Genomic DNA, 22,771 nt, shown 5'->3' on the forward strand with positions numbered 1-22,771 from the left:
AATATGTTCACTAAAATTCTGATCGCCAACCGCGGTGAAATTGCCTGCCGCGTCATCAAGACGGCCCGCAAGATGGGCATCAAGACAGTCGCCGTCTATTCCGAAGCCGACAAGGATGCCTTGTTCGTCGACCTCGCCGATGAAGCCGTCTGTATTGGACCGGCTGCTTCGAAAGAGTCCTATCTGGTTGCCGACAAGATCATCGCCGCCTGCAAGCAGACTGGCGCCCAGGCCGTCCATCCGGGCTACGGCTTCCTGTCTGAAAATGCCGAGTTCTCCCGTCGTCTGGAAGAAGAAGGCATCAAGTTCATCGGTCCGAAGCATTACTCCATCGCCAAGATGGGCGACAAGATCGAATCCAAGAAGCTGGCCATCGCTGCCAACGTCAACACCATTCCGGGTTACAACGACGCCATCGCCGGTCCTGACGAAGCTGTCAAGATCGCTCAGGGCATCGGCTATCCGGTGATGATCAAGGCTTCCGCCGGCGGCGGCGGCAAGGGTCTGCGCGTTGCTTACAACGATGCCGAAGCGCACGAAGGTTTCTCCTCCTGCGTCAATGAAGCGCGCAACTCTTTCGGTGACGACCGCGTCTTCATCGAAAAATACGTGCTGGAACCGCGTCACATCGAAATTCAGCTGCTCGGCGACTCACATGGCAACTACGTCTACCTGAACGAACGTGATTGCTCAATTCAGCGTCGTCACCAGAAGGTAATCGAAGAGGCGCCGAGCCCCTTCGTTGATGCCGAGATGCGCAAGGCGATGGGCGAACAGGCCGTGGCGCTGGCCCGCGCGGTGGACTATGAATCGGCCGGTACGGTCGAGTTCGTCGTTTCCGGCGCGACCAAGGAGTTCTACTTCCTGGAAATGAATACTCGCCTGCAGGTGGAGCATCCGGTTACCGAACTGATTACCGGCCTCGACCTCGTTGAGCAGATGATCCGCGTCGCTTACGGCGAGAAGCTGCCGCTGACCCAGGCTGAAGTTCCTATCAATGGCTGGGCCATGGAGTGCCGGATCAACGCCGAAGACCCGTTCCGCGGCTTCCTGCCGTCGACTGGCCGTCTCGTGAAGTTCCTGCCGCCCAAGGAAACCAGCGACGCCAGCGGCACTACCCGTGTCGATACCGGTGTTTACGATGGTGGCGAAATTTCGATGTTCTACGACTCGATGATCGCCAAGCTGATCGTGCACGGCAAGGATCGCAGCACGGCGATCTCCCGCATGCGTGACGCCTTGAACGGTTTCGTCATCCGCGGCATTTCCTCGAACATCCCGTTCCAGGCTGCGTTGATGCAGCACCCGGTGTTCCATTCCGGCATCTTCGACACTGGCTTCATCCCCAAGCACTACCCGACGGGCTTCGATGCCTCGATGGTGCCGCACGATGATCCGGCCTTGCTGGTTTCGGTGGCTGCTTATGTCTACCGTGCCTTCACCGATCGCTCCGCTTCCATCTCCGGCCAGCTGCAGGGCCACGAGCGTCTGGTCAGCGACAACTGGATGGTCGTTCGCCTCGACGCCGCCGGCAATCAGCATCATCCGGTCACGGCATGTCTGGTCGATGGTGGCTATGACATCGAGTACGGCGGTCAGCACTACGAGCTGCGTTCTTCCTGGAAACTTGGCGAGTCGCTGTTCGTCGGTACCTGCAACGGTCAGGCTTTCACGCTGCAGGTCGAACGGCACAAGACGAAATACTCGCTGTTCCACTGGGGTACGCGTGCCGACTTCATGGTGATGAGCGCCCGTGCAGCCGAACTGCTGGCGCTGATGCCCGAGAAGCAGGCACCTGACCTGTCCAAGTTCCTGATTTCGCCGATGCCTGGTTTGCTCCGCGAAGTTGCGGTGACGGTTGGTCAGGAAGTGAAGGCCGGCGAGAAGCTGGCGGTCATCGAAGCGATGAAGATGGAAAACATCCTCAAGGCTGACCAGGACTGCAAGGTGAAGAAGATTTCAGCGGCTGCCGGCGAAAGCCTGACGGTGGATCAGGTCATCATCGAATTCGAGTGATTTGATTTTCGGCCGTTTTTTCCGGTCGACCGTGGAAGCGAAGGCCCGCTAACCAGCGGGCCTTTTTTATTGTTTGCTGATCGCGTAGCGGACGAAATCGACCCCGCGTTCGAGCACTTCGGTCGGCAGCAGGTGGCTGACCGAGGTGCCTTCCAGCGTAACGCCGGTATCGAGCCGGACTCCGGCCACACTCGGGACGATCAGCGAACAGTTTTCACCGTCATGGAGCAGGAAGACGGGGACTACGGCATGTGTTTGGCCAGCCGCCGGGCGGGCGAGGCGGCCGGGTTCGATGCGTTCTTCGTACCATTGCAGATCGGCGGCCAGGGCGCCGCCGGGAAGGCTTTGCAGGCCGACCATGACACCGAGTCGTGGCCCGCCGAGGGAGGTCGAGGCGATCAGACAGGGCGATTGGCGGCGGGCGCCCTTGCGGTCGGCCGGGCGGATGGCCTTGCCATCGACGAGCAGCCAGTTTTCACCGGGGACATTGAGCTTCTTGACGGCCGTCGGCATGGTCGATACGCGGTCGAATCCGAACATCGCCGTGCGCTGATGGGCCAGGGTTGCGCTGCCAACATCGAGCGATCCGCTCTGCACGATCATTTCGCCGGTAAACGCTGCATAGGCAAATTCAGCGCCGAAGGCGAGTTCGATTTCGCCGATTTCAGTGCTCCGGTGCTGACCATGCGATTCAAGGCTGGCTTCGATGTCGCGTAGCAGGCGGATGCAGGCCGCTGGCGACAGTTCGCGGCCAAGTTTCAGGGCTTCGGGTGATTCGCCTTCCTTGAGCGCGGCAATGCGCTGGGCGATCTTGCGGGTCACCCGGGGGACTTCGAGCCAGCGCGGAATGCCTTCCGGCAAGGTGCTGCCAAAAAGCGGTTGGAGATCGACCGAGTGACCTCTCGGGTCATCGTCCGGCATGGTCTGGAAACCGGCCAGTTCGCGCCAGCGGCTCAGCGCCCGGTTGGCGACGGCAAGCTGGGCGGCCGACAGGCGATACGGGTCGATCAGGCGCAGCATGAAAGCCCAGGCCAGATGGCCGGCGATGGTGGTGTCGACCAGATGGGGGAAGTCGGGATCAGGCAGCGAATGGCGCGACAAACCGTCTCTTTCGGCCTGATCGAGGATGGCGAAGAGTATTTGATCGAGCAGGGGCGGACATTCCCGGGCGGCCAGGAAATGGCAGTATTCGGCCATCCGGATGGCACAGGCTGCCCGGTGCAGCAGTTTGCCTTTTTCGCCCGAGGCAAAATGTGGCGCCAGGCGCAGATAGGAAGTACCGAGACGCAGCCAGAGGCGCTGGGCAACCTCGAATGCGCGCTGGTCGTCGTCGAGCATGGGCAGTGCCTTGCGCACGTAACGCGGCTCCATCGCATCCTGGGCCGGTACGGCGGCTGTCCGCAGCAGGTCGAGCAATTCGACGGCTAGGCTTGGCGGGAGCGCCGATGCCTCGATGGCTTCGATCTGCAGGCTGATGGCGGCCAGCATGTGCATGGGCTGGGCTTGCGGCTGGCTGGCCAGCCAGGTTTTTGCCGATCCCATGTCGTGAAAGGCCAGGGCGATGTTCTTGCGCGGTTCAGGCAATGTTAACCAATGCATGGTCGCTCCTTCCGGAGTAAGCTTGAATAATGAGCGGATTTGAACATTATGATCGCGAATTGCGGGATCTTGATAGCGAGATTCACCGGTACGCTGCTGTTTGTCGCGTCAATCTGGCCAATCGCCACGAAATTGATGCCTGTTTGCGCAATCACCACGAGAACTGGGCCGACGACAAGGCACGAGAGTCCTTGCATGGGCTGCTGATCCTCCGCATCAAGCTGGAGGCCGAGATGATAGCCCTTGGATTTTCGCCGCCACCACTGGTTCCGCCTGCATCGGAAGAGGCTAGCGAACGCTGATCGCAATGACCGGGCAAGGCGCGACGCAGGCGCCGCAGCCGGTGCATTTTTCGGGATCGATCTCGGGCAGCGGGCTACCGCCCAGGCGGGGCGTGAAACGGATGGCGCGAACCTCGCAGAAGTCGCCGCAGACGCGGCATTCGACCCCCTGGCGGGGCAGGCAGTCTTCGCCGATGGCTGCCTTGTAAGGCCAGGCGGCTTGTTCGGGGTGACGAAGCAAGGCCTTGGGTTGGCAACTGGTAACGCAGTCGCCGCAGAAAGTGCATTCGCCGAGGCTGAAATCAACGGTTGGATAGCTGCCATCGCCGCCGACCAGAATCCCCGTCGGACAGGCTTTGAGGCAGTCATTGCAGCGCGTGCAGCGGTCGATGAATTCGGCTTCCGGCAGCGCCCAGGGCGGGCGGATTTCAGCCCTGGGGCGCGGTCGACCGCGGAAAAAGCCTCGGCGGGACAGGTCGACCATGGTGGCTTGGCCTACTTGCCTGCTTTCATTTTCTCGATGCCGCTACGCAGCATCTGATCGATCTCGGAGCCCGGCTCGACTTGTAACAGCAGTGGCTCCCAGTAGGAAAGCCCCTTCTTGTTGTCGCCGGCCTCCATGGCGGCAGCGCCGGCCAGGAACATGCTGTGGGCGTGCTTCGGATCGACTTTCAGCGCCCGTTCGATGAGCTGCAGCGCCTTGCCGTTGATGCCTTTGCCATTGGCCATGGCGACGGTTTCTGCATAGCTGGCGAGCTGGTCGGGATCGTCGTTGATGGCATTTTCGGCCTTGGCGAAGGCCTGAACGGCTTCGTCGTAGCGGCCCATCGATTTGTACGAGCGGGCGAGCATGAGCCAGCCCGGCATGTTGTCCGGGTTGGCTTTGAGCTTTTCGGCCAGGCTGGCGACCATTTCATTGATCTTTTCCGGCGTCATTTCTTGCGGTGCAGCGGTTTGTACCGGGTCGAGCGCCTTCGGATTGCCGAGGATGCCGTAGCCGAGCAGGCCGAGAATGGGCAGCAGGATCAGGATGGCGATGGCCATCTTGCGGCTCGGGCCATGTGTGGCCGCCGGGGCGGCGCCACCGGCGGTGGCTGGCTCGACCTCTTCTAGCAGGCGGCGTTGCAGCTCATGTCTGGCTTGGTCGAAATCGGCCTCGGCGAGCGATCCTTCGGTTTTTTCGCGAGCCAGTTCGGCCAACTGGTCGCGGAAGATGGCGAGGTTGGCTTCCTTGCGGTCGGCCTTGCTCGTCGAGCGCAGGCCGAGCCACAGCGGCGGCAGGATGAAGGCGGAAACGACCACGATCAAGAGAACGGCAAACAGGGCGAACTGATTCATTTCTGGTCGATTTCCTTGAGCATCGCGTCGGCGCGGCTGGATTCGTCAGCCGACAGTGGCTGGTCTTCGGCATTGATGCGGGTGGCGCGACGGCGCAGGTAACGCTGCAGGATAAACAGGCCGAGCAGCATGAGGGCGACCGGGCCGCCCCAGAGAAGCAGCGTGATGCCCTTGACCGGCGGCCGGTAGAGGACAAAATCGCCATAGCGGACGACCATGAAATCGACGATTTCCTGGTCGGTCTTGCCGTCCTTGATCATGGTCCGGACTTCGCGCCGCAGGTCCTGGGCCAGCTCGGCGTTGGAGTCGGCGATGGTCTGGTTCTGGCAAACCAGGCAGCGCAACTCCTCGGAAAGCTTCTGCAGGCGCTTTTCGGCGACCGGATCGGCCGCCGTGGCGGCCTCCGTGGCCGCATCGGCGAATGCCACGGTCGACCCGAAAAAAGAGCCAAAAATGAAAAGGGCAATCAGGACGCGGCGCTTCATTTGTTCAGCTCGGCGAGCAGCGGCATGATCTTCTTGCTCAGCACGTCCGGTGATATCGGCCCGGTGTGCTTCATGCGGATGATCCCGGCTTTGTCGATGACGTAGGTTTCCGGCACGCCATAGACGCCGTAGTCGATGCCGACGCGGCCATCGATGTCCATGACCGTCAGCGTGTACGGATTGCCGTGCTGGGCCAGCCACTGGTTGGCGCGCTGGAAGGCCAGTTTTTTCTCCTCATCGGCCGGCATCTTGCTCATGTCGAAATTGCCGTCGCCGCGCACTTCCTTGTAATTCAGCCCGACCAGCGGCACCTTGGTGTTCCTCGAGAACTCGACGAGCACCGGGTGCTCGGCGCGGCAGGAGACACACCACGAGGACCAGACATTGAACAGCCAGACCTTGCCCTGCATGTCCTTGGGGCCAAGCATCTTGTCCGGCGTGGCCAGAACGTTCAGGTTGAAGGCCGGGGCCGGCTTGCCGACCAGCGGCGACGGGACGTCACGCGGGTTGAGGTTGAGGCCGACGGCAAGCAGGGCGACGAGAGCGGCGAAAGCGCCGAGGATCCAGTAATAACGATTCATGCGTGTTGGCTTCCAGCCGGGGTTTGAACGGCAGACGAGGCGCGGGACTTGGCGCGGTAACGGCGATCAAGCATGGCCAGCAGGCCGCCCAGTGCCATCAGTACGCAACCGCCCCAGATCCAGTCGACGAAGGGTTTGTAATAAACGCGGACCGCCCATTCGGCTTCCGGCCGGTCGCGGTCGATCGGTTCGCCGAGCGAGACATAGACGTCGCGCAGGAAACCGGCGTCGATGGCGGCTTCGGTCATCGGCATGCCGGACGACGCGTAGTTGCGTTTTTCGGGTTTCATTTTCAGGCGAAATTTCCCGTCGACCGTGAGATCAAAGTCGCCCTGCGCCGCCACGTAGTTCGGCCCCTGAATTTCCCTGACGCCATTGAACTTGAAGCTGTAGCCGGCAACATCGACGGTGTCGCCGGGCGCCATCTTGACGTCTTTTTCATCTTGGAAGCTGCTGACCATGGTCACGCCGACGACAAACACCGCGATGCCGAAGTGGGCGACGCACATGCCGACAAAGCTGCGCGGCTGCTTGAATGCGGCGCTCAGGAAAGACTGGCCGGCGCGGGTGTGCTGGACGCGCTGGACGTAAGCAGTCAGCGTCGTAAAGGTGACCCAGGCGGCGAGCAGGATGCCGAGCGCGGTCAAGGCGCTCCACTGACCATAAACCAGCGGCAGCGCGATGGCGACGACGGCCGCGGCAATCATCGCCCAGCGTACGGTGCGGGTGATTTCCGGGATCGATGCCTCCTTCCAGCGGGCGAAGGGAGCGACGCCCATGAGGAACAGCACCGGCGCCATGACCGGGACGAAGACGGCGTTGAAGTACGGCGGTCCGACCGAAATCTTGCCGACACCGAGCGCGTCGATAAGCAGCGGGTAGAGCGTGCCGAGCAACACGGTGGCGCAGGCGACGACAAGCAGCACATTGTTGGTGAGCAGGAATGATTCGCGCGAGACCAGGCCGAAGCGGCCGCCCAGTCCGACCTTCGGGGCGCGCCAGGCGAACAGCGCGAGCGAGGTGCCGATCACGGCGACCAGGAAGATCAGGATGAAAATGCCGCGTCGCGGGTCGGTGGCGAAGGCATGCACCGAGGTCAGCACACCCGAACGAACCAGGAAAGTGCCGAGCAGCGACAGCGAGAAAGCCGAAATGGCCAGTAGCACCGTCCAGTTCTTGAAACTGCCGCGCTTTTCGGTAACGGCCAGCGAATGGATCAGAGCAGTGCCGACCAGCCAGGGCATGAACGAGGCGTTTTCGACCGGATCCCAGAACCACCAGCCGCCCCAGCCCAGTTCGTAATAAGCCCACCACGAACCCATGGCGATGCCGAGGGTCAGGAAGCACCAGGCGGCCATCGTCCACGGCCGCGACCAGCGCGCCCAGGCGGCGTCCAACTGGCCGGAAAGCAGGGCCGCGATGGCAAAGGCAAAAGCCACCGAGAAGCCGACGTAGCCCATGTAGAGCAGCGGCGGGTGAATGACCAGCCCGAAATCCTGCAGGAGCGGGTTGAGGTCGCGCCCTTCGGCCGCTGCCGGCAGCAGACGCTCGAACGGGCTGGAAGTGATCAGGATGAAGAGCAGGAAGCCGAAGGCGACCAGACCGAGCGTGCCGAGGACGCGGGCAACCATCGTTTCCGGCAGTTGCTTCGACAGCATGGCGACGCCAAAGGCCCACCAGGTCAGCATCAGCATCCACAGCAACAGCGAACCCTCATGGCCGCCCCACACCGCGGCGACGCGATATTGCAGCGGCAGCAGCGAATTCGAATGCTGGGCAACATAAACCACGGAGAAATCATTGGTCACGAAGGCCTGCGTCAGGCAGGCGAAGGAGAAAGTGACAAGCAGCGCCATGGCCGAGGCGGCCGGACGGGCGACGGCAACCCAGGCCATGCGGTTCTGGTGGGCGCCGATCAGCGGCAGGGTGCCGAGGATCAGGGCGACCAGCGCAGCGAGAATGAGGGCGAAATGGCCGAGTTCGGGAATCATGCTCAGTAGCTCGCTTTCGGCTTGTCGCCAGAAGAAGACGGGGAAACATGCTTGCCGGCGGCGCGGGCCTGGGCGTCGTCGACAGCCTTGGCGGCTTCCGGCGGCATGTAGTTTTCATCGTGCTTGGCCAGTACTTCGGTGGCCATGAAATTGCCGTCGGCAGTCAGCTTGCCTTGGGCCACGGCGCCTTTCCCTTCCTTGAAGAGGTCGGGGAGGATGCCCTTGTAGTGCACCGGAATGTCTTTTTCGGTATCGGTGACGACGAACTGGATGGTCACGCCATCAGCCTGACGCTGGATGCTGCCTTCCTTGACCAAGCCGCCGATGCGGAACAGCTTGTCCTTGGGCGCCTTGCCGGCAGCGACTTCGGTCGGCGTGATGTAGAGCGCGATGTTGCTGTTCAGGGCGTTCAAAACGAGCGCCGCGATGATGCCGATGATGGCCAGCGCGCCGCCGATCAGGGCGAGTTTCTTGTGACGGGATTTCATTCTGCGGTGTTCCTTGTTTCGGCGCGCAACTGGCGCTTGAGGCGAGCGATGGTGGTCTTTCGATTGCGGACGACGATGATCGGTTCAATTGCCATGATCAAAACGGTGGCGCCGAACGAGCCCCAGACGTAAAAGCCATAGCCGCCCATGGCGATAAAGTCGGAAAAACTGGCCCAGTGGATCATTTTTCGTCTCCTGCCTTGCCCAGCAACTCGGCCTTGACCCAGTCGGTGTGGCGTTCGCGCTCGAGCATGATGGTCCGCACCCGCATCAGTGCAATGGCAATCGAATACATCCAGAAGCACATGGCCATCAGCAGCATGCCCCAGAGCATGGTGGTGGCCATCGACGACTTGGCGAGATTGACGCTGGAACCCTGATGCAGGGTGTTCCACCATTTGACCGAGAAATAGATGATCGGGATATTGACGACGCCAACCAGCAGCAACAGGCCACCGGCCTTGTCGGCCCGGCGCGCATCATCGATGGCGGCGGTCAGGGCCATGTAGCCGATGTAGAGGAAAAGCAGGATCAGTTCCGAAGTCAGGCGCGCATCCCAGACCCACCACGCCCCCCACATCGGCTTGCCCCACAGGGCCCCGGTGAGCAGCGAGAGGAAGGCCATCAGGGCCCCGGTCGGCGCCAGGGCCTGCGCCATCATGCCCGACAGCCGGGTGTTGAAAGCCAGGCCGATGGCGGCCCAGCCAGCCATGACCAGATAGATGAACATCGACATCCAGGAAGCCGGGACGTGGATGAAAATGATCCGGTAGCCCTCGCCCTGCTGGAAGTCGGTCGGCGCGACGAGCATGCCGAGCCAGAGCCCGGCGAGGCCGAAAACGATCGAGACAGCGACGAAGTAGGGAATCAGCGCGCCAGCGAACGGATAAAACGTGGCCGGCGAGGCGAAGCGGTAGAGATTGAAGCGATCTTTCATTCGAGGGCGATCTTCAAGGCAGCGGCCGATGCCCAGGGGGCAAAGCCAAGTGAGGCAAAGGTAAGTGCAGCGAGCAGTGACAGGTGACCTTCTCCCCCGAGCCCGGTCACCGTCGCATCCACTGCGCCAGCGCCGAATATTAGCACTGGAATATATAGCGGCAGAACCAGCAGCGAGAGCAGCACGCCGCCGCCACGCAAGCCCAGGGTCAGCGCCGCGCCGATGGCACCAATGCCGGACAGCGCCGGGGTGCCGATCAGAATGGCGAAAGTCAGTACGATCAAGGCGTCGGTCGACAGATCGAACTGGATACCGAGGACCGGGGCGATCAGCGCCAGCGGCAGGCCCGAGACCAGCCAGTGAGCAATCACTTTGCCGGTAACGACCAGCCCGAGGGGGTGCGGGGCCAGCGCCAGTTGTTCCAGTGTGCCATCGCGATGGTCGTCGGCGAACAGGCGGGGCAGAGAGAGCATGGTGGCGAGCAGGGCGGCGACCCACAACACGCCGGGCGCCAGCTTGCGCAGCAGGTCGGGTTCAGGTCCGACGCCGAGCGGGAACAGGCTGACCACAATGACGAAGAAGAAGAGCGCCGAAACGATATCGGCCTGGCGCCGCATGGCCAGTTTGAGATCACGGCCAATGACGGCTGCAACGATTTTGAACATCAGCGCATCATCCTCAACCGAGTCGCAATTCGCGCACCGTACCGGCCGGAATGCTGACCAACTGGTGCGTCGTCATCACGGCCAGGCCGCCTCGCTGCAGATGGCCCGAAATGATGCCGGCCAGCCAGTCGACCGCAGCAACGTCGAGGGCGACAAAAGGTTCGTCAAGTATCCACAGTGGCCGTTTTTCCTTGACCAGGCGGGCCAGCGCAACACGACGCTTCTGTCCCTGCGAGAGGTATTTGCAGGCGAGGTCTTCGCGGCCGGCCAGTCCGACCTGTTCCAGCGCGTCGATGGCGTCGTCTTCGGATAGTTCCTCGTCGGCCAGGCGGGCTGCTGCCAGCAGGTTTTCCAGCGGGGTCAATTCTTCCTTGATGGCGTTGAGGTGGCCAAGGTAGCAGAGGTCAGCGCGGAATTCGTCGGACTTGATCGACTCGCCCTTCCAGCGGATTTCACCGGTTTCCGGTGGCAAAAGGCCGATCAGCATGCGTAGCAGGCTGGTTTTGCCGGCGCCGTTTTTGCCCTGCAGGTACAGCAATTCCCCGGCCTCCAGCTTGAAGCCAAGGCCTGCGAACAGGCGGCGCTCGCCGCGCACGCATTCCAGATTGTCAGCTTCAAGCATCAGGGGGAAAACCGAAAGAAATCAGGCACAAATTATGGACGCGCAAGTTTAACGGCAGATTAACGGGAATCAAATAAACACCAACAAGAAAAACGGGGGCCGCAGCCCCCGCCCGTTCTCTGGAGCGGTTGTTATTTCTTTTCGAACGGCGTCGGACGCGGCGTCGCGTCGGATGACGGTGGCAGGATCGGCATCTTGAAGTTCGGCTGGTCGCCGGTCAGGGTCTTCAGGAAGGCGACGATCTTGGCGTTTTCGTCGGCTGTAAACTTCTTGCCGAGCTGGATGCGGGCCATCGTGTCTACTGCTTCCGGCAAGGTGTTGGCAGCGCCGTCGTGGAAGTACGGATAGGTCATTTCAACGTTGCGCAGGGTCGGCACTTTGAAGTTGAAGCGGTCGGCATCCTTGCCGGTCACGGCAGAACGGCCTTCGGCCGGGCTGGATGCCTTGTAGGCTTCGACCAGACCCATCTTCTGGAAGGAGTTGCCGCCGACGGCCGGGCCGTTATGGCAGGCAACGCATCCGGCGTCCTTGAATAGCTGGTAGCCGGCCAGTTCATCCTTGGTGATGGCCTTCTTGTTGCCCTTCAGGTATTTGTCGAAGCGTGAGTTCGGGGTGACCAGGGTTTCCTCGAAGGCGGCGATGGCCTTGGTGACTTTTTCGATATCGACCGTCTCGGAGCCGAAGGCCTTCTTGAATTCGGCAACGTAGCCGGGGATGGTTTGCAGCATGCTGACGGCCAGCGTGTGGGTGAAGCCCATTTCACCCGGATTGGCGATCGGGCCACCGGCCTGGGCCTTGAGGTCGGCGGCGCGGCCGTCCCAGAACTGGGCGAGGTTGAGGCTGGAGTTGAGCACGGTCGGCGCATTGATCGGGCCTTCCTGCCAGTTGTGACCGATCGAGGTCTTGATGTTGTCGGTGCCGCCCATCGACAGGTTGTGGCAGGAGTTGCAGGAGATGAAGCCGGATTTGGAGAGGCGCGGATCGAAATAGAGTTTTTTGCCCAGTTCGACGAGGGCCGGGTTGGTGACCTTGGCCGGTGCAATTGGCTGGATCGGTTCATTGCTGGCAGCCATGGCAGCCTGACTGATGATGGCTCCGGAAAGCAGTGCAATGGCGACGGACAACGTAGTGTGTTTCATCGTTTATCTCCCTTGGTGAAAAAGTATCGATGGTCGATTCTCCCCTTCCTGCTTGTGCTAATATTGATCCAAGTCAATGATTTTTATGGGTTTTGGTTATAGCGGTTATAGCCGTTCCCTATAGTCGTCAGAAGGGGCATGAGCCCTCGTGTGTCAAATGGAGAGTAGCAATGACCTTAACCGAGTTGCGCTATATCGTCGCTTTGGCTCAGGAAGGTAATTTCAGCCGGGCGGCGGAGCACTGTTCGGTCAGCCAGCCAACGCTGAGCGTGGCGATCGCCCGCCTGGAGGACGAGTTTGGCGTGCAACTGTTCGAGCGCGGCAAGGGTTTTGTCAGCCCGAGTGCGGTTGGTGCCAAGGTGGTCGAGCAGGCCAAGCGGGCGCTTGGTGAGGCGGAGAAAGTCCGGCAGGTGGCCATGCTTGGCCGGGACCAGCTGGAGGGGCCATTGCGGCTCGGTGTGATTCACACCATCGGCCCCTATCTGCTGCCGCAACTCATTCATTCCCTGAAAGTGGTGGCGCCGGCCATGCCGCTCGCCATCGAGGAGAACATGACGGCTACGCTGGCCGACATGCTGCACGACAACGAAGTCGACGTCGTCATCATTGCGCTGCCCTTCGACGTGCCGGGGGTGTTGACCCGGGCGATCTACGATGAATCCTTCAAGGTTGTCGTGCCGCGCGGTCATCCCTGGGAAAGCAGGAAGTGGATTGCGCCCGAGGACGTGGCCGGCGATGAGGTGCTGTTGCTGAAGGCCGGCAACTGCTTCCGCGATCAGGTTCTGGGCGCCTGTCCGCAGGTCAGTAGCCCGGAAACCGACGTCCGGCTCGGCCATTCGATCGGTACCATCCGCTGCATGGTGGCCTCCGGCCTCGGCGTGTCAGTGTTGCCGGACAGCGCGCTGGGCCATCCTTACAGCAACGACATGATCAGCGTCATTCCCTTCAAGGAGCCAGCCCCGGCCCGCCGGGTGGCGCTGGCCTGGCGGCCGGGATTCGTGCGGCCGAAGGCCATCGAGGCGCTGCTTGATGCGGTGCGGGGGCTCCGTTCGCCAGCCTATCGCTTGCTGGTCTGAGTGTTCATCAGCACTTCGGCCTGAATGTGCTGGATGCACTCGGTCAGGCTGGCGTTCTGCTCCTCGAATTCCAGTTTCAAAGCCGCGATGGCGCTGCTGTCCCCAGTGTCGTGGCAGCGACGCAATTGGCTGCCGATGTCGTGCAGTTTCTTGTGCAGGTCTTCGATCATTCGGAACGCGTCGGCACTGGCATAGCGCTGACCGTCCTGGCTGTAGTACCAGCGACCAAAACGGCATTGATGTTGGTCGAGTTCGGGAGGGCGGATGGCCCCCGTCGTGTCGTCGAGGTAGGCATACAGCGATTTTTTCCAGCGGCTGTGGTCGACGTCGGCGATCAGCATGGGCAAATCCTCGTGTGACCATTTGAAGGCCGTGGCCAGACCCCATAGTTCATCCGGTTTGAATTGCCTGATCCATTCGGGCAGAAGCGCGGCCGGCATCGGGTGGGCGATGCCGAAGCCTTGCGCCATGTCACAGCCCAGAAGCAGGAGAACAAGGCCGTGCTCGACGGTTTCCACCCCTTCGGCGATGACTTGCCGGCGGAAAGCCTGGGTCAGCCCGATGACGCCTTCGACGATGGCCAGATCGTCGGCATCGTCGAGCATGTTGCGGATGAAGGACTGGTCGATCTTGAGTACATCGGCCGGCAACTGGCGGAAATAGGTCAGTGACGAATAGCCAGTGCCGAAATCGTCGAGGGCAAAGCTGACGCCGAGGCGCCGGCATTCGCCGAACAGTTCGGCGACGTTGGCCATGTCTTCAAGGGCGGCGGTTTCGAGCACTTCAAGCTCGATCAGGCCGGGTGCCAGATTCGGATGGGCCGCCAGCAACTCAGCTAGGCGCCGCGAAAAGCCTTCGTGCTGCAGGTGCTTGCCGGAAATGTTGATGCTGACCGGCAGGTCGACACCTTGGGCGTGCCAGTCTTCCATCTGACGCAGGGCTTCCTGGATGACCCAGTCGCCGACTTCAATATCCAGTTCGCTGTCTTCGATGATGGGCAGGAAGCGTCCCGGCAGCAGCAGGCCATCGGTCGGGTGTTGCCAGCGGATCAGTGCTTCGGCGCCGGTTACGCTGCCCTTGCGCATGTTCACCTTGGGCTGGAAGTAAAGCTCGAATTCGCCCTTGGCGAGGCCTTCCCGAATGCGCACGATTTCTTCGCGGCGAATGCGGGTGCGGCGGTCGTTTTCCGGGTCGAACAGGTGATGGCGATTGCGGCCGCCCTGCTTGGCCGCGTACATCGCCTGGTCGGCATGGCGGAGCAGCGTGTCGGCATCCGAGCCGTCATGCGGGTAGAGGGTCACGCCAATGCTCGCCGAAATCGAAATGGCGTGTTCGGAGACGCGGAAAGGTTGATTCAGTGCGCTGATGATGCGGGCGACGGCATAGTCGCATTCGTGCAAGTCATCAAGATTGGAAACGAGCAGTACGAACTCGTCGCCACCCAGACGTGACACCGTGTCGCCGGCCCGGACACAGGTCTTGAGGCGCTGGGCAACTTCGATGAGCAGGAAATCGCCGGCCGAGTGGCCAAAGCGGTCGTTGATCGGCTTGAAATTGTCGAGATCGAGATAGCAGATAGCCAGCATCTTCCCGCTGCGCTCGGTTTGCGCCATGGCGAGTTGGAGGCGGTCGCCGAGCAGCATGCGGTTGGGTAGCTGGGTCAGCGCGTCGTAGTGAGCGAGGTGTTCGAGGCGTTGTTGGTGCTGCTTGATGACCGTAATGTCGGAAAAAATGGCGACGAAATTGGCGATCTCGCCGTTCCGGTTGCGGACGGTCGAGATGGTCAGCAGCTCGACAAATATTTCACCGGATTTCTTGCGATTCCATATCTCGCCTCGCCAGTAGCCGTCCTCGGCAATTTTTTTCCACATTTCGGCGTAAAAGGCCGGATCGTGATGCCCTGACTTGAGCAGATCAGGAGTTTGGCCAATGGCTTCGTCTCGGGGATAGCCGGTCAATTCGGTAAAGGTTGAATTGACTTCGACGATGCGCCCTTTCGGGTCGGTGATCATGATCCCTTCGTGCGCATTGTCGAAGACGCTGGCCGCCAGTTGCTGGCGCTCTTCGGCGATCAGGCGCTCGGTAATGTCCTGCGACGTACTGATCAGGGCCGGGCGGCCATTCCAGTAGCCATGCGTGATGCGGGTTTCGATCATGGTCTGCTCGCCGTTGGCGTGCAGGATGGGAAGCGGGCAGCTGAAGCGGCGACCGGCGACAACGTCGATCATTTGCTCGTTGGCGATTTTTTGCAGATTTTTCGGGTGGACCGTGGCAATCAGCTTGCCGATCAGGGTGTCAGGCCCATAGCCGAGGCCTTCAGTTACGGCCCGGTTGTAGTGCAGGATGTGACCATCCTCGTCGAGGATGAAAATGAAATCCTTCAACGCATCGAACAGGCCGCTCAGATTCTGTTGCAGGCGGCGAGCTTCTTCTTGTGCGTCCAGTTGCAGCAGGGTCTGGCTGAAGTGTGTGCCGAGCATCTCCAGCGAGCGCAGGGTCGAGGCGAGAACGCCGGTGGCCCGACGACTGCCCAGCGTGATGCAGGCGACCGGCTGATCGGCCAACATGATGGGCAAGGCGACCAGGCAGCCCAAGCCTTCGCCGCGGATCGCTTCGCTGTCAAGAATGCTGGCGTCGGCGCAGTGGTCGCTCGGTTCCTGGCAGTTGCAAATCGTGCCGCCATCCAGAGCGAAGCGGGCAAACGGGGTGTTGGCGTCGAGCCGGGAGACTTTGGCGACAAAGTCGCCCGAAACGCCGGCGTGGGCAATCAGTTGATAGCTGCCATCGGGCTGTCGCCAATGGAGGCAGCCCGAATCGAGGTCGGGGAAACGCAAGGTGGCCTGCAGCAGGACTTGAAACACGGCGTTGCGTGGCAGGCCGGCCGCCAGCGCTTGTGCCAGGTCGTGCTCGATTTCGAGGCGCAACTCGGCATTTTTGCGCTCGGAAATATCAACCGCTGAAGCGATGACTGCCGGCCGCCCGAAGTATCTTGAACTATGTAGCCGGATTTCGACCGGGAAGATGCGCCCTTCGCTGTGGCGAGCGAGAATTTCGAAGGTTTGCGGTGTGCCGGCCAGCGCGCTGGCAATGTGCCGATTGATGGTCTGCACATCGGTCAGCCCTGGCTGGGTAAACGCCGCGTGGCTCAGACCGATCAACTGTTCGCGTGGTACCCCGGATATCTGCTCGGCGCCGGCGTTTACGTCGAGAAAGATGCCATCCTCGGACTGGATGAACAATGCTTCGCTGACGCTGTTGAAAATGCCACGAAAGGTTTCCAGGCTTTTATCCAGTTCACGTGAGCGGTGCTGGTGGGCAATGAGCAGGGCAGCCAGTTGGCAGGCCTGCATCAGGCAGCCCAGGTCTTCTTCGCGCGGCTGGCTGGGCAGTCGGTGATAGGCGGCGAAAGTGCCAAGCAACATGCCGTCCGGCCCGATGATCGGGTCAGACCAGCAGGCGGCAATTCCGCTTTCCCGGGCGAGGTTGTGATAGGCCGCACACAGCGGGTCGTCGAACACGTTTTCGACAATGACCCGCTGTTTCAGCGCCGCTGCCGTGCCGCAGGAACTGATACCTTCGCCGATCGGCATGCCATCGATCGCGGCACTGTAGGCCGCTGGCAGGCTCGGGGCGGCGCCGACACGGAGGTGCTGTCCGGATTCGTCGCTGAGCATGATCGAGCAGCGCCAGTCCGGCATCTCGGCTTCGACCGACATGACGAGCAGTTCGAGGGCGCGGGACAGGGTTTCTCCGCTGATCATCCCGGCCAGCGCGGCATTGCGCAGGCGCATCGCTTCTTCAGCCCGCAGCCGTTCGGAAATGTCACGGGCAAAGCCGACGGTGCCGAGCAGGCTGCCGTCTTCGCCGACGACCGGAGCCTTGTAGGTCTCGTGCCAGATGCGCTGCTGCCCGATCATTACCGGTTCGATAACGACCTTGTTTTTCCGGGTGGCCATGACTTCCGCGTCGTCGGCGCGGAAACGCTCCGCCATCTCGGGTGGCCAGAAATCGAAATCGGTTTTGCCGACAATGGTGCTGGTGTTCGCTTGATTGGCCGCTTCGGCAAAGCTGCGGTTGGTGGTCAGGAAACGCGATTCTGTATCCTTTAGCCAGACCAGGAAGGGGAAGTTGTCGAGCAGAGCGCGCTGGTAGCGTTCGTTGCGGGCGGTTTCCTCAAGGATTCGCTCGCGCGAACGAAGCATCGATTGTTGCTCGCTCAGTGCGCTATCTATTTGGCCGAGGTTGAGCGGGCTCATCAGCGTGTGTTCGGAGAGCAGGCCGACCAGAGCGCCGTTCTCGTCGACCACAGCCAGATGCCGGATGTTGCGTTCCAGCATCTGCTGCGCCGCTTCCGACAACGGGCGGTCGGCCCGGATGCTGATGGCGGGCTGGGTCATTACCGCGCCAAGGCAGGGATTGTTCCGGGTGTCGAGGAAGAAGCGAACAACGTCGTGTTCGGTGACGATGCCGAGAGGCCGTCGGCCATCGACGACAAAGACGCAACTGATACTGACCGCCTCCATGGCGAGCAGCGCATCCTCGAGACTGGCATCGGCCGGTAGTCGGGGGAAAGTGCGCTCCATCAACGTATCGGCACTGTTCAACTGAAGGAAAAAGTCGGGACCGAGATGTTTGCGAAAATCCGATTCGCTGACGACGCCGAGTGGCAGCCCTGCCTCGTCGGTGACTACGATACGCCGAATGCCGAGGTTGGCGGCTTCCCGGTAGGCTTGCTGGAAGGGCGTGGCGGCCGGCACGCTATGTACCGGGCTGCTCATGGTCTCGCTGGCGGTTTGGTCAGGCGAGCGATGCTGCCGCATGACGCGCACGATGTCGCGCTCGGTGATGATGCCGAGGATGGCGCCCTGATCGACGACGATGACCGACGAGATCTTCGACTCCAGCATGCGAGACGCCACCTCGCGCAGGCTCATGTCGGGTCCGACGCGATCGCTTTGGGTAGATATCAGCTCGACGATCTTGGTCGCGCGTTTTCTTTTCATTGTTTGATTCTAGAACGATTCCTTGCTGTTGCGGCTTGATGGCGGTCAATCCTCCGGGCTAATCGAGTGTGGAAGAGTGGTTTCCACCATGGATTGGTGCTAACCACCCGATTCTCCTTCGCGGCTTCCTCAAAGGCCTTGGCAGGTGTCCGAAGTGCCTTGATTTCAATCGATAAATCAGTGATTTCAGCTCTGTGGCACACGCTTTGCGTAGTAGCACGCCTACTTGGCAACAAAACCAACGGGGGACATACCAGTGACCGAGACCTTTTATGAAGTGCTGCGCCGCCAGGGGATAACCCGGCGCAGCTTTCTCAAATTCTGCAGCCTGACCGCGACGTCGCTCGGGCTGGGCAGCGCCGCCGCACCGCGCATCGCGCATGCGCTGGAAACCAAGGCGCGAACGCCGGTGATCTGGCTGCACGGTCTGGAATGTACCTGTTGCTCGGAATCCTTCATCCGCTCGGCGCATCCGCTGACCAAGGATGTCGTGCTCTCGATGCTCTCGCTCGATTACGACGACACGTTGATGGCCGCTGCCGGCCATCAGGCCGAGGCGATCATCGAAGAGGTCAAGAAGAAATACAAGGGCAACTACATCGTTGCCGTCGAAGGCAATCCGCCGCTCAACGAGGACGGCATGTTCTGCATCCACGGCGGCCGGCCGTTCGTCGAAGTGCTCAAGGAAACCTGTGCTGATGCCAAGGCGATCATCAGCTGGGGCGCCTGCGCTTCCTACGGCTGCGTCCAGGCCGCCAAGCCGAACCCGACGCGTGCGACGCCGGTGCACAAGGTGATTTCCGGCAAGCCGATCATCAACGTCCCGGGTTGCCCGCCGATCGCCGAAGTCATGACTGGCGTCGTCACTTACATGCTGACCTTCGACCGGATTCCCGAGCTCGACCGCCAGGGCCGGCCGAAAATGTTCTACGGCCAGCGTATCCATGACAAGTGCTATCGCCGCGGCCACTTCGATGCCGGCCAGTTCGCCGAAGCCTGGGATGACGAAGGTTCGCGCAAGGGCCACTGCCTGTACAAGATGGGCTGCAAGGGGCCGACGACTTACAACGCCTGCTCGTCGATGCGCTGGAACGGCGGCGTCAGCTGGCCGGTGCAGTCCGGCCACGGCTGTATCGGCTGTTCCGAGGAGGGCTTCTGGGACAAGGGCAGCTTCTACGACCGGGTGACTGACATCAAGGCTTTCGGCGTCGAAGCGAATGCCGACACCATCGGCAAGGCTGCCGCCGGCACCGTCGGCGCCGCGATTGCCGCCCATGCTGCCGTCTCGGCACTGGCTCGGGCGCGCAATTCGAATTCCCACGGTCAACCGGAAAAAGAGGGGGAAAAGTAAAAAATGGCTGCTTACGAAACTCAAGGCTTCAAGCTCGACAACTCCGGCAAACGTGTCGTTGTCGACCCGGTCTGCCGCATCGAAGGCCATCTGCGGGTGGAGGTCAATCTCGACGACAAGAACGTCATTCGTAACGCCGTGTCCACGGGCACCATGTGGCGCGGTCTGGAAGTCATCCTCAAGGGCCGCGATCCGCGCGACGCCTGGGCCTTCACCGAGCGCATCTGCGGCGTGTGTACCGGAACCCACGCGTTGACCTCGGTGCGCGCCGTCGAGGATGCGCTGAACATCAAGATTCCGGAAAACGCCAACAGCATCCGCAACATCATGCAGCTCAACCTGCAGGTGCATGACCATCTGGTGCACTTCTATCATCTGCATGCGCTCGACTGGGTCGATGTCGTCTCCGCCCTGAAGGCCGATCCGAAAGCCACCTCGGCGCTGGCCCAGAGCATTTCCAGCTGGCCGCTGTCGTCGCCGGGCTACTTCCGCGACATCCAGAATCGCCTCAAGAAATTCGTCGAATCAGGCCAGCTCGGCCCCTTCATGAACGGCTACTGGGGCAACCCGGCCTACAAGCTGCCGCCCGAAGCCAACCTGATGGCCGTGGCGCACTACCTCGAAGCCCTCGATTTCCAGAAGGAAATCGTCAAGGTGCACACCATTTTCGGTGGCAAGAACCCGCACCCGAACTGGCTGGTCGGCGGCGTGCCCTGCGCCATCAACATGGAAGGCACGGGGGCGGTTGGCGCGGTGAACATGGAGCGGCTGAATCTGGTCAAGAGCATCATCGACCGCAGCATTGAGTTCACCGAGCAGGTGTACATCCCCGACCTGATCGCCATCGCCAAGTTCTACAAGGGCTGGCTATATGGCGGTGGCCTGTCGGGCAAGAACGTCATGTCCTACGGCGACATCCCGGACAAGGCCAACGACTACTCGGCCGGCAACCTGCTGCTGCCGCGCGGCGCCATCATCAATGGCGACCTGTCCAAGGTCCATGAAATCGACCTCAAGGATCCGGAGCAGATTCAGGAATTCGTCGCCCACTCCTGGTACAAGTACCCGGACGAAAGCAAGGGCCTGCATCCCTTCGACGGCGTCACCGAACCGAGCTTCGTGCTCGGCCCGAACACCAAGGGCACCAAGACCAACATCAAGGAGCTCGACGAAGGCGGCAAGTATTCGTGGATCAAGGCCCCGCGCTGGCGCGGCCACGCCATGGAAGTCGGCCCGCTGGCCCGCTACATCATCGGCTACGCCCAGGGCAACAAGGAGTTCAAGGAGCCGGTCGATGCCTTGTTGAAGGAACTCGATGCACCGGTCACCGCGCTGTTCTCGACACTGGGCCGTACCGCGGCACGCGGTCTGGAATGCCAGTGGGCGGCGCACAAGATGTCCTACTTCTTCGACAAGCTGATGACCAACCTCAAGGCCGGTGACCTCAACACGGCGAACATCGAAAAGTGGGAGCCGAGCACCTGGCCGAAGGAAGCGATGGGCGCCGGTTTCACCGAAGCCCCGCGCGGTGCGCTCGGTCACTGGATCCGCATCAAGGACACCAAGATCGACAACTACCAGTGCGTCGTGCCGACCACCTGGAACGGTGGTCCGCGCGACCACAAGGGCCAGATCGGTGCCTTCGAAGCCTCGCTGATGGACACCCCGGTGGCCAAGGCCGACGAGCCGCTCGAAATCCTGCGCACGCTGCATTCCTTCGATCCCTGCCTGGCCTGCTCGACGCACGTGATGAGCCCGGATGGACAGGAAATGACGTCGGTCAAGGTCCGCTAAGCGGTCCGGAAAGGAGGCAATCATGCTCTCTCAACAGGACATGCTCGAGGCCGAACGGCACGGTAAACAAGTCCGTTCGATCTATGTCTACGAAGCGCCAGTCCGCCTGTGGCACTGGATCAATGCGCTGGCCATGGTGGTGTTGGCGGTAACCGGGTATTTCATCGGCAAACCCTTGCCGACGATGCCCGGTGAAGCGTCGGACAACTTCCTGATGGGCTACATCCGTTTCGCTCATTTTGCCGCGGCCTACATCTTTGCTGTCGGGTTGCTCGGCCGGGTTTACTGGGCGTTCGTCGGGAACCATCACGCCAAGCAGATCTTCAAGCTGCCGATCACCAATCCGCAATGGTGGAGCGAAGTCTTCTTCGAATTGCGCTGGTATCTGTTCCTCGAAAAGACGCCGAAGAAGTACGTCGGCCACAACCCGATGGCGCAGCTCATGATGTTCTTCTTCTTCACGATTCTGGCCGTCGGCATGCTGTTCACCGGCTTCGCGCTGTACAGCGAAGGCGCCGGCCTGGGCAGCTGGCAGGACACCCTGTTTGGCTGGGTCATTCCGGCCCTCGGCGGCTCAATGCAGGTGCATAACCTGCACCGGCTGGGCATGTGGATCATGATGACTTTCGTACTCGTGCATGTTTACGCGGCGATCCGCGAGGACATCATGAGCCGGCAGTCGCTGATCTCGACCATGATTTCCGGCTGGCGGATGTTCAAGGACTGAGGCTTCAACTTGCGTTCGCCCCGGCGTACAGCCGTACCCGGGGCACTTTTTCAGGTGGTGACAATGACTTCAAAACGCATACTGGTCCTCGGTATCGGCAATATCCTGTGGGCCGACGAAGGTTTCGGCGTGCGCTGTGTCGAAGCCCTCAACGCCGGCTGGGAATTTCCGCCGCAGGTGACGGTGATGGACGGCGGCACGCAAGGTCTCTACCTGCTGCCCTACGTCCAGGAGGCCGATTGCCTGCTGGTTTTCGACGCCGTCGATTACGGCGATCCGGCCGGCCGGTTGCGCGAGGTAGTCGGCAACGAAGTGCCGCGTTTCATGGGCGCCAAGAAAATGAGCCTGCACCAGACCGGTTTCCAGGAGGTGCTCATGGCCGCCGAGCTGACCAACAAGCTGCCGGCCGAACTGGTGCTGATCGGCGTCCAGCCCGAGCAACTTGAGGACTTCGGCGGCAGCTTGCGCGATATCGTCAAGGCGCAGATGGTGCCTGCCCTCAACCTGGCGCTCGACTGGCTGGAAAAATGGGGCGCGGCGGGCCGGGTGCGTGACGGGCAGAGCGAAAGCATCACTGATAACGCGCTGGCCATGGATGTCTATGAATCCGAACGGCCGCCGGCTGAGCTGGCCTACCGCTTGGGTGACGCCCGCTTTCTGAACATGGAAACTGCCTGA

General features: G+C 61.4%; 20 protein-coding genes. 7 read left to right on the top strand and 13 right to left on the bottom strand.

Annotated features, from left to right (window positions below; all coding sequences use genetic code 11):
* Nucleotides 1–3: 3 nt before the first annotated feature.
* The gene (locus tag AC07TV_RS01515) at nt 4–2,016 is read left to right on the top strand and encodes an acetyl-CoA carboxylase biotin carboxylase subunit (RefSeq protein ID WP_494646629.1); all 2,013 of its coding nucleotides are present in this window, start codon (nt 4–6) and stop codon (nt 2,014–2,016) included.
* Between the two features lie 66 nt (nt 2,017–2,082).
* Here the strand turns inward: AC07TV_RS01515 and AC07TV_RS01520 are convergent, their stop codons facing one another.
* Entirely contained in the window at nt 2,083–3,615 is a 1,533-nt protein-coding gene (locus tag AC07TV_RS01520) for a cyclic-di-GMP receptor FimW-related protein (RefSeq protein WP_494646630.1), read from the bottom strand.
* A 29-nt stretch (nt 3,616–3,644) separates the two neighbouring features.
* Between AC07TV_RS01520 and AC07TV_RS01525 the strand changes: the two genes are divergently transcribed.
* Nucleotides 3,645–3,917, top strand: coding sequence for a hypothetical protein (locus AC07TV_RS01525; protein WP_494646631.1), 273 nt, complete (start codon nt 3,645–3,647; stop codon nt 3,915–3,917).
* On the opposite strand, the gene napF is transcribed toward AC07TV_RS01525, so the two are convergent.
* From napF to AC07TV_RS01580, 11 genes are all read right to left on the bottom strand, one after another.
* Entirely contained in the window at nt 3,904–4,380 is a 477-nt protein-coding gene (gene napF / locus AC07TV_RS01530) for a ferredoxin-type protein NapF (protein ID WP_494646632.1), read from the bottom strand. The genes AC07TV_RS01525 and napF overlap by 14 nt on opposite strands.
* Before the next feature lie 11 nt (nt 4,381–4,391).
* Nucleotides 4,392–5,234 carry a c-type cytochrome biogenesis protein CcmI gene (ccmI, locus tag AC07TV_RS01535; RefSeq protein WP_494646633.1) on the bottom strand — a complete coding sequence of 281 codons (843 nt, stop codon included), beginning with the start codon at nt 5,232–5,234 and terminating at the stop codon, nt 4,392–4,394.
* Nucleotides 5,231–5,719, bottom strand: coding sequence for a cytochrome c-type biogenesis protein (locus AC07TV_RS01540; RefSeq protein WP_494646634.1), 489 nt, complete (start codon nt 5,717–5,719; stop codon nt 5,231–5,233). The genes ccmI and AC07TV_RS01540 overlap by 4 nt, the downstream gene beginning before the upstream one ends.
* Nucleotides 5,716–6,300, bottom strand: a complete 585-nt coding sequence (locus AC07TV_RS01545; protein WP_494646635.1) for a DsbE family thiol:disulfide interchange protein — start codon at nt 6,298–6,300, stop codon at nt 5,716–5,718. The genes AC07TV_RS01540 and AC07TV_RS01545 overlap by 4 nt, the downstream gene beginning before the upstream one ends.
* A complete protein-coding gene (locus AC07TV_RS01550) occupies nt 6,297–8,291 on the bottom strand; it encodes a heme lyase CcmF/NrfE family subunit (protein WP_494646636.1) in 1,995 nt (664 codons plus the stop codon). Before AC07TV_RS01550 ends, AC07TV_RS01545 begins: the two co-directional genes overlap by 4 nt.
* 2 nt (nt 8,292–8,293) lie before the next feature.
* Nucleotides 8,294–8,779: a cytochrome c maturation protein CcmE gene (gene ccmE / locus AC07TV_RS01555; protein ID WP_494646637.1), complete on the bottom strand. Its 486-nt coding sequence runs from the start codon at nt 8,777–8,779 to the stop codon at nt 8,294–8,296.
* Nucleotides 8,776–8,964 (bottom strand): heme exporter protein CcmD, encoded by a 189-nt coding sequence (gene ccmD, locus AC07TV_RS01560; RefSeq protein WP_494646638.1) that lies wholly within the window; start codon nt 8,962–8,964, stop codon nt 8,776–8,778. The genes ccmE and ccmD overlap by 4 nt, the downstream gene beginning before the upstream one ends.
* On the bottom strand, nt 8,961–9,716 hold the full coding sequence (ccmC, locus tag AC07TV_RS01565; protein WP_494646639.1) for a heme ABC transporter permease CcmC: 756 nt from the start codon (nt 9,714–9,716) through the stop codon (nt 8,961–8,963). The genes ccmD and ccmC overlap by 4 nt, the downstream gene beginning before the upstream one ends.
* Nucleotides 9,713–10,381 (bottom strand): heme exporter protein CcmB, encoded by a 669-nt coding sequence (gene ccmB, locus AC07TV_RS01570; RefSeq protein ID WP_494646640.1) that lies wholly within the window; start codon nt 10,379–10,381, stop codon nt 9,713–9,715. The genes ccmC and ccmB overlap by 4 nt, the downstream gene beginning before the upstream one ends.
* A gap of 13 nt (nt 10,382–10,394) precedes the next feature.
* Nucleotides 10,395–11,003: a cytochrome c biogenesis heme-transporting ATPase CcmA gene (gene ccmA, locus AC07TV_RS01575; RefSeq protein WP_494646641.1), complete on the bottom strand. Its 609-nt coding sequence runs from the start codon at nt 11,001–11,003 to the stop codon at nt 10,395–10,397.
* A 131-nt stretch (nt 11,004–11,134) separates the two neighbouring features.
* Nucleotides 11,135–12,142 (bottom strand): cytochrome-c peroxidase, encoded by a 1,008-nt coding sequence (locus AC07TV_RS01580; protein WP_494646642.1) that lies wholly within the window; start codon nt 12,140–12,142, stop codon nt 11,135–11,137.
* A 170-nt stretch (nt 12,143–12,312) separates the two neighbouring features.
* On the opposite strand from AC07TV_RS01580, the gene AC07TV_RS01585 reads away from it, so the two are divergent.
* The gene (locus tag AC07TV_RS01585; protein WP_494646643.1) at nt 12,313–13,218 is read left to right on the top strand and encodes a hydrogen peroxide-inducible genes activator; all 906 of its coding nucleotides are present in this window, start codon (nt 12,313–12,315) and stop codon (nt 13,216–13,218) included.
* Here the strand turns inward: AC07TV_RS01585 and AC07TV_RS01590 are convergent.
* A complete protein-coding gene (locus tag AC07TV_RS01590; protein ID WP_494646644.1) occupies nt 13,200–18,221 on the bottom strand; it encodes an EAL domain-containing protein in 5,022 nt (1,673 codons plus the stop codon). The genes AC07TV_RS01585 and AC07TV_RS01590 overlap by 19 nt on opposite strands.
* 256 nt (nt 18,222–18,477) lie before the next feature.
* Here AC07TV_RS01590 and AC07TV_RS01595 point away from each other — a divergent pair, with 256 nt between their 5' ends.
* From AC07TV_RS01595 to AC07TV_RS01610, 4 genes are all read left to right on the top strand, one after another.
* Nucleotides 18,478–19,572 (top strand): hydrogenase small subunit, encoded by a 1,095-nt coding sequence (locus tag AC07TV_RS01595; RefSeq protein WP_494646645.1) that lies wholly within the window; start codon nt 18,478–18,480, stop codon nt 19,570–19,572.
* Nucleotides 19,573–19,575: 3 nt separating this feature from the next.
* Entirely contained in the window at nt 19,576–21,366 is a 1,791-nt protein-coding gene (locus AC07TV_RS01600) for a nickel-dependent hydrogenase large subunit (protein ID WP_494646646.1), read from the top strand.
* 22 nt (nt 21,367–21,388) lie between these two features.
* Complete coding sequence (cybH, locus tag AC07TV_RS01605) at nt 21,389–22,093, top strand: Ni/Fe-hydrogenase, b-type cytochrome subunit (protein WP_494646647.1); 705 nt, start codon at nt 21,389–21,391, stop codon at nt 22,091–22,093.
* Nucleotides 22,094–22,156: 63 nt separating this feature from the next.
* Nucleotides 22,157–22,771 (top strand): HyaD/HybD family hydrogenase maturation endopeptidase, encoded by a 615-nt coding sequence (locus tag AC07TV_RS01610; protein WP_494646648.1) that lies wholly within the window; start codon nt 22,157–22,159, stop codon nt 22,769–22,771.

It is taken from the genome of Azonexus sp. GW821-FHT04F04 (genome assembly GCF_059420025.1).

What these genes read in the sequence shown, in the direction of transcription:
- AC07TV_RS01585 (WP_494646643.1), top strand. Translation starts at nt 12,313, where the DNA reads ATGACCTTAACCGAGTTGCGCTATATCGTCGCTTTGGCTCAGGAAGGT.
- AC07TV_RS01520 (WP_494646630.1), bottom strand. Translation starts at nt 3,615, where the DNA reads ATGCATTGGTTAACATTGCCTGAACCGCGCAAGAACATCGCCCTGGCC.
- ccmA (WP_494646641.1), bottom strand. Translation starts at nt 11,003, where the DNA reads ATGCTTGAAGCTGACAATCTGGAATGCGTGCGCGGCGAGCGCCGCCTG.
- AC07TV_RS01580 (WP_494646642.1), bottom strand. Translation starts at nt 12,142, where the DNA reads ATGAAACACACTACGTTGTCCGTCGCCATTGCACTGCTTTCCGGAGCC.
- AC07TV_RS01610 (WP_494646648.1), top strand. Translation starts at nt 22,157, where the DNA reads ATGACTTCAAAACGCATACTGGTCCTCGGTATCGGCAATATCCTGTGG.
- ccmI (WP_494646633.1), bottom strand. Translation starts at nt 5,234, where the DNA reads ATGAATCAGTTCGCCCTGTTTGCCGTTCTCTTGATCGTGGTCGTTTCC.
- cybH (WP_494646647.1), top strand. Translation starts at nt 21,389, where the DNA reads ATGCTCTCTCAACAGGACATGCTCGAGGCCGAACGGCACGGTAAACAA.
- ccmC (WP_494646639.1), bottom strand. Translation starts at nt 9,716, where the DNA reads ATGAAAGATCGCTTCAATCTCTACCGCTTCGCCTCGCCGGCCACGTTT.
- napF (WP_494646632.1), bottom strand. Translation starts at nt 4,380, where the DNA reads ATGGTCGACCTGTCCCGCCGAGGCTTTTTCCGCGGTCGACCGCGCCCC.
- ccmB (WP_494646640.1), bottom strand. Translation starts at nt 10,381, where the DNA reads ATGTTCAAAATCGTTGCAGCCGTCATTGGCCGTGATCTCAAACTGGCC.
- AC07TV_RS01550 (WP_494646636.1), bottom strand. Translation starts at nt 8,291, where the DNA reads ATGATTCCCGAACTCGGCCATTTCGCCCTCATTCTCGCTGCGCTGGTC.
- AC07TV_RS01600 (WP_494646646.1), top strand. Translation starts at nt 19,576, where the DNA reads ATGGCTGCTTACGAAACTCAAGGCTTCAAGCTCGACAACTCCGGCAAA.
- ccmD (WP_494646638.1), bottom strand. Translation starts at nt 8,964, where the DNA reads ATGATCCACTGGGCCAGTTTTTCCGACTTTATCGCCATGGGCGGCTAT.
- AC07TV_RS01545 (WP_494646635.1), bottom strand. Translation starts at nt 6,300, where the DNA reads ATGAATCGTTATTACTGGATCCTCGGCGCTTTCGCCGCTCTCGTCGCC.
- ccmE (WP_494646637.1), bottom strand. Translation starts at nt 8,779, where the DNA reads ATGAAATCCCGTCACAAGAAACTCGCCCTGATCGGCGGCGCGCTGGCC.
- AC07TV_RS01590 (WP_494646644.1), bottom strand. Translation starts at nt 18,221, where the DNA reads ATGAAAAGAAAACGCGCGACCAAGATCGTCGAGCTGATATCTACCCAA.
- AC07TV_RS01515 (WP_494646629.1), top strand. Translation starts at nt 4, where the DNA reads ATGTTCACTAAAATTCTGATCGCCAACCGCGGTGAAATTGCCTGCCGC.
- AC07TV_RS01525 (WP_494646631.1), top strand. Translation starts at nt 3,645, where the DNA reads ATGAGCGGATTTGAACATTATGATCGCGAATTGCGGGATCTTGATAGC.
- AC07TV_RS01540 (WP_494646634.1), bottom strand. Translation starts at nt 5,719, where the DNA reads ATGAAGCGCCGCGTCCTGATTGCCCTTTTCATTTTTGGCTCTTTTTTC.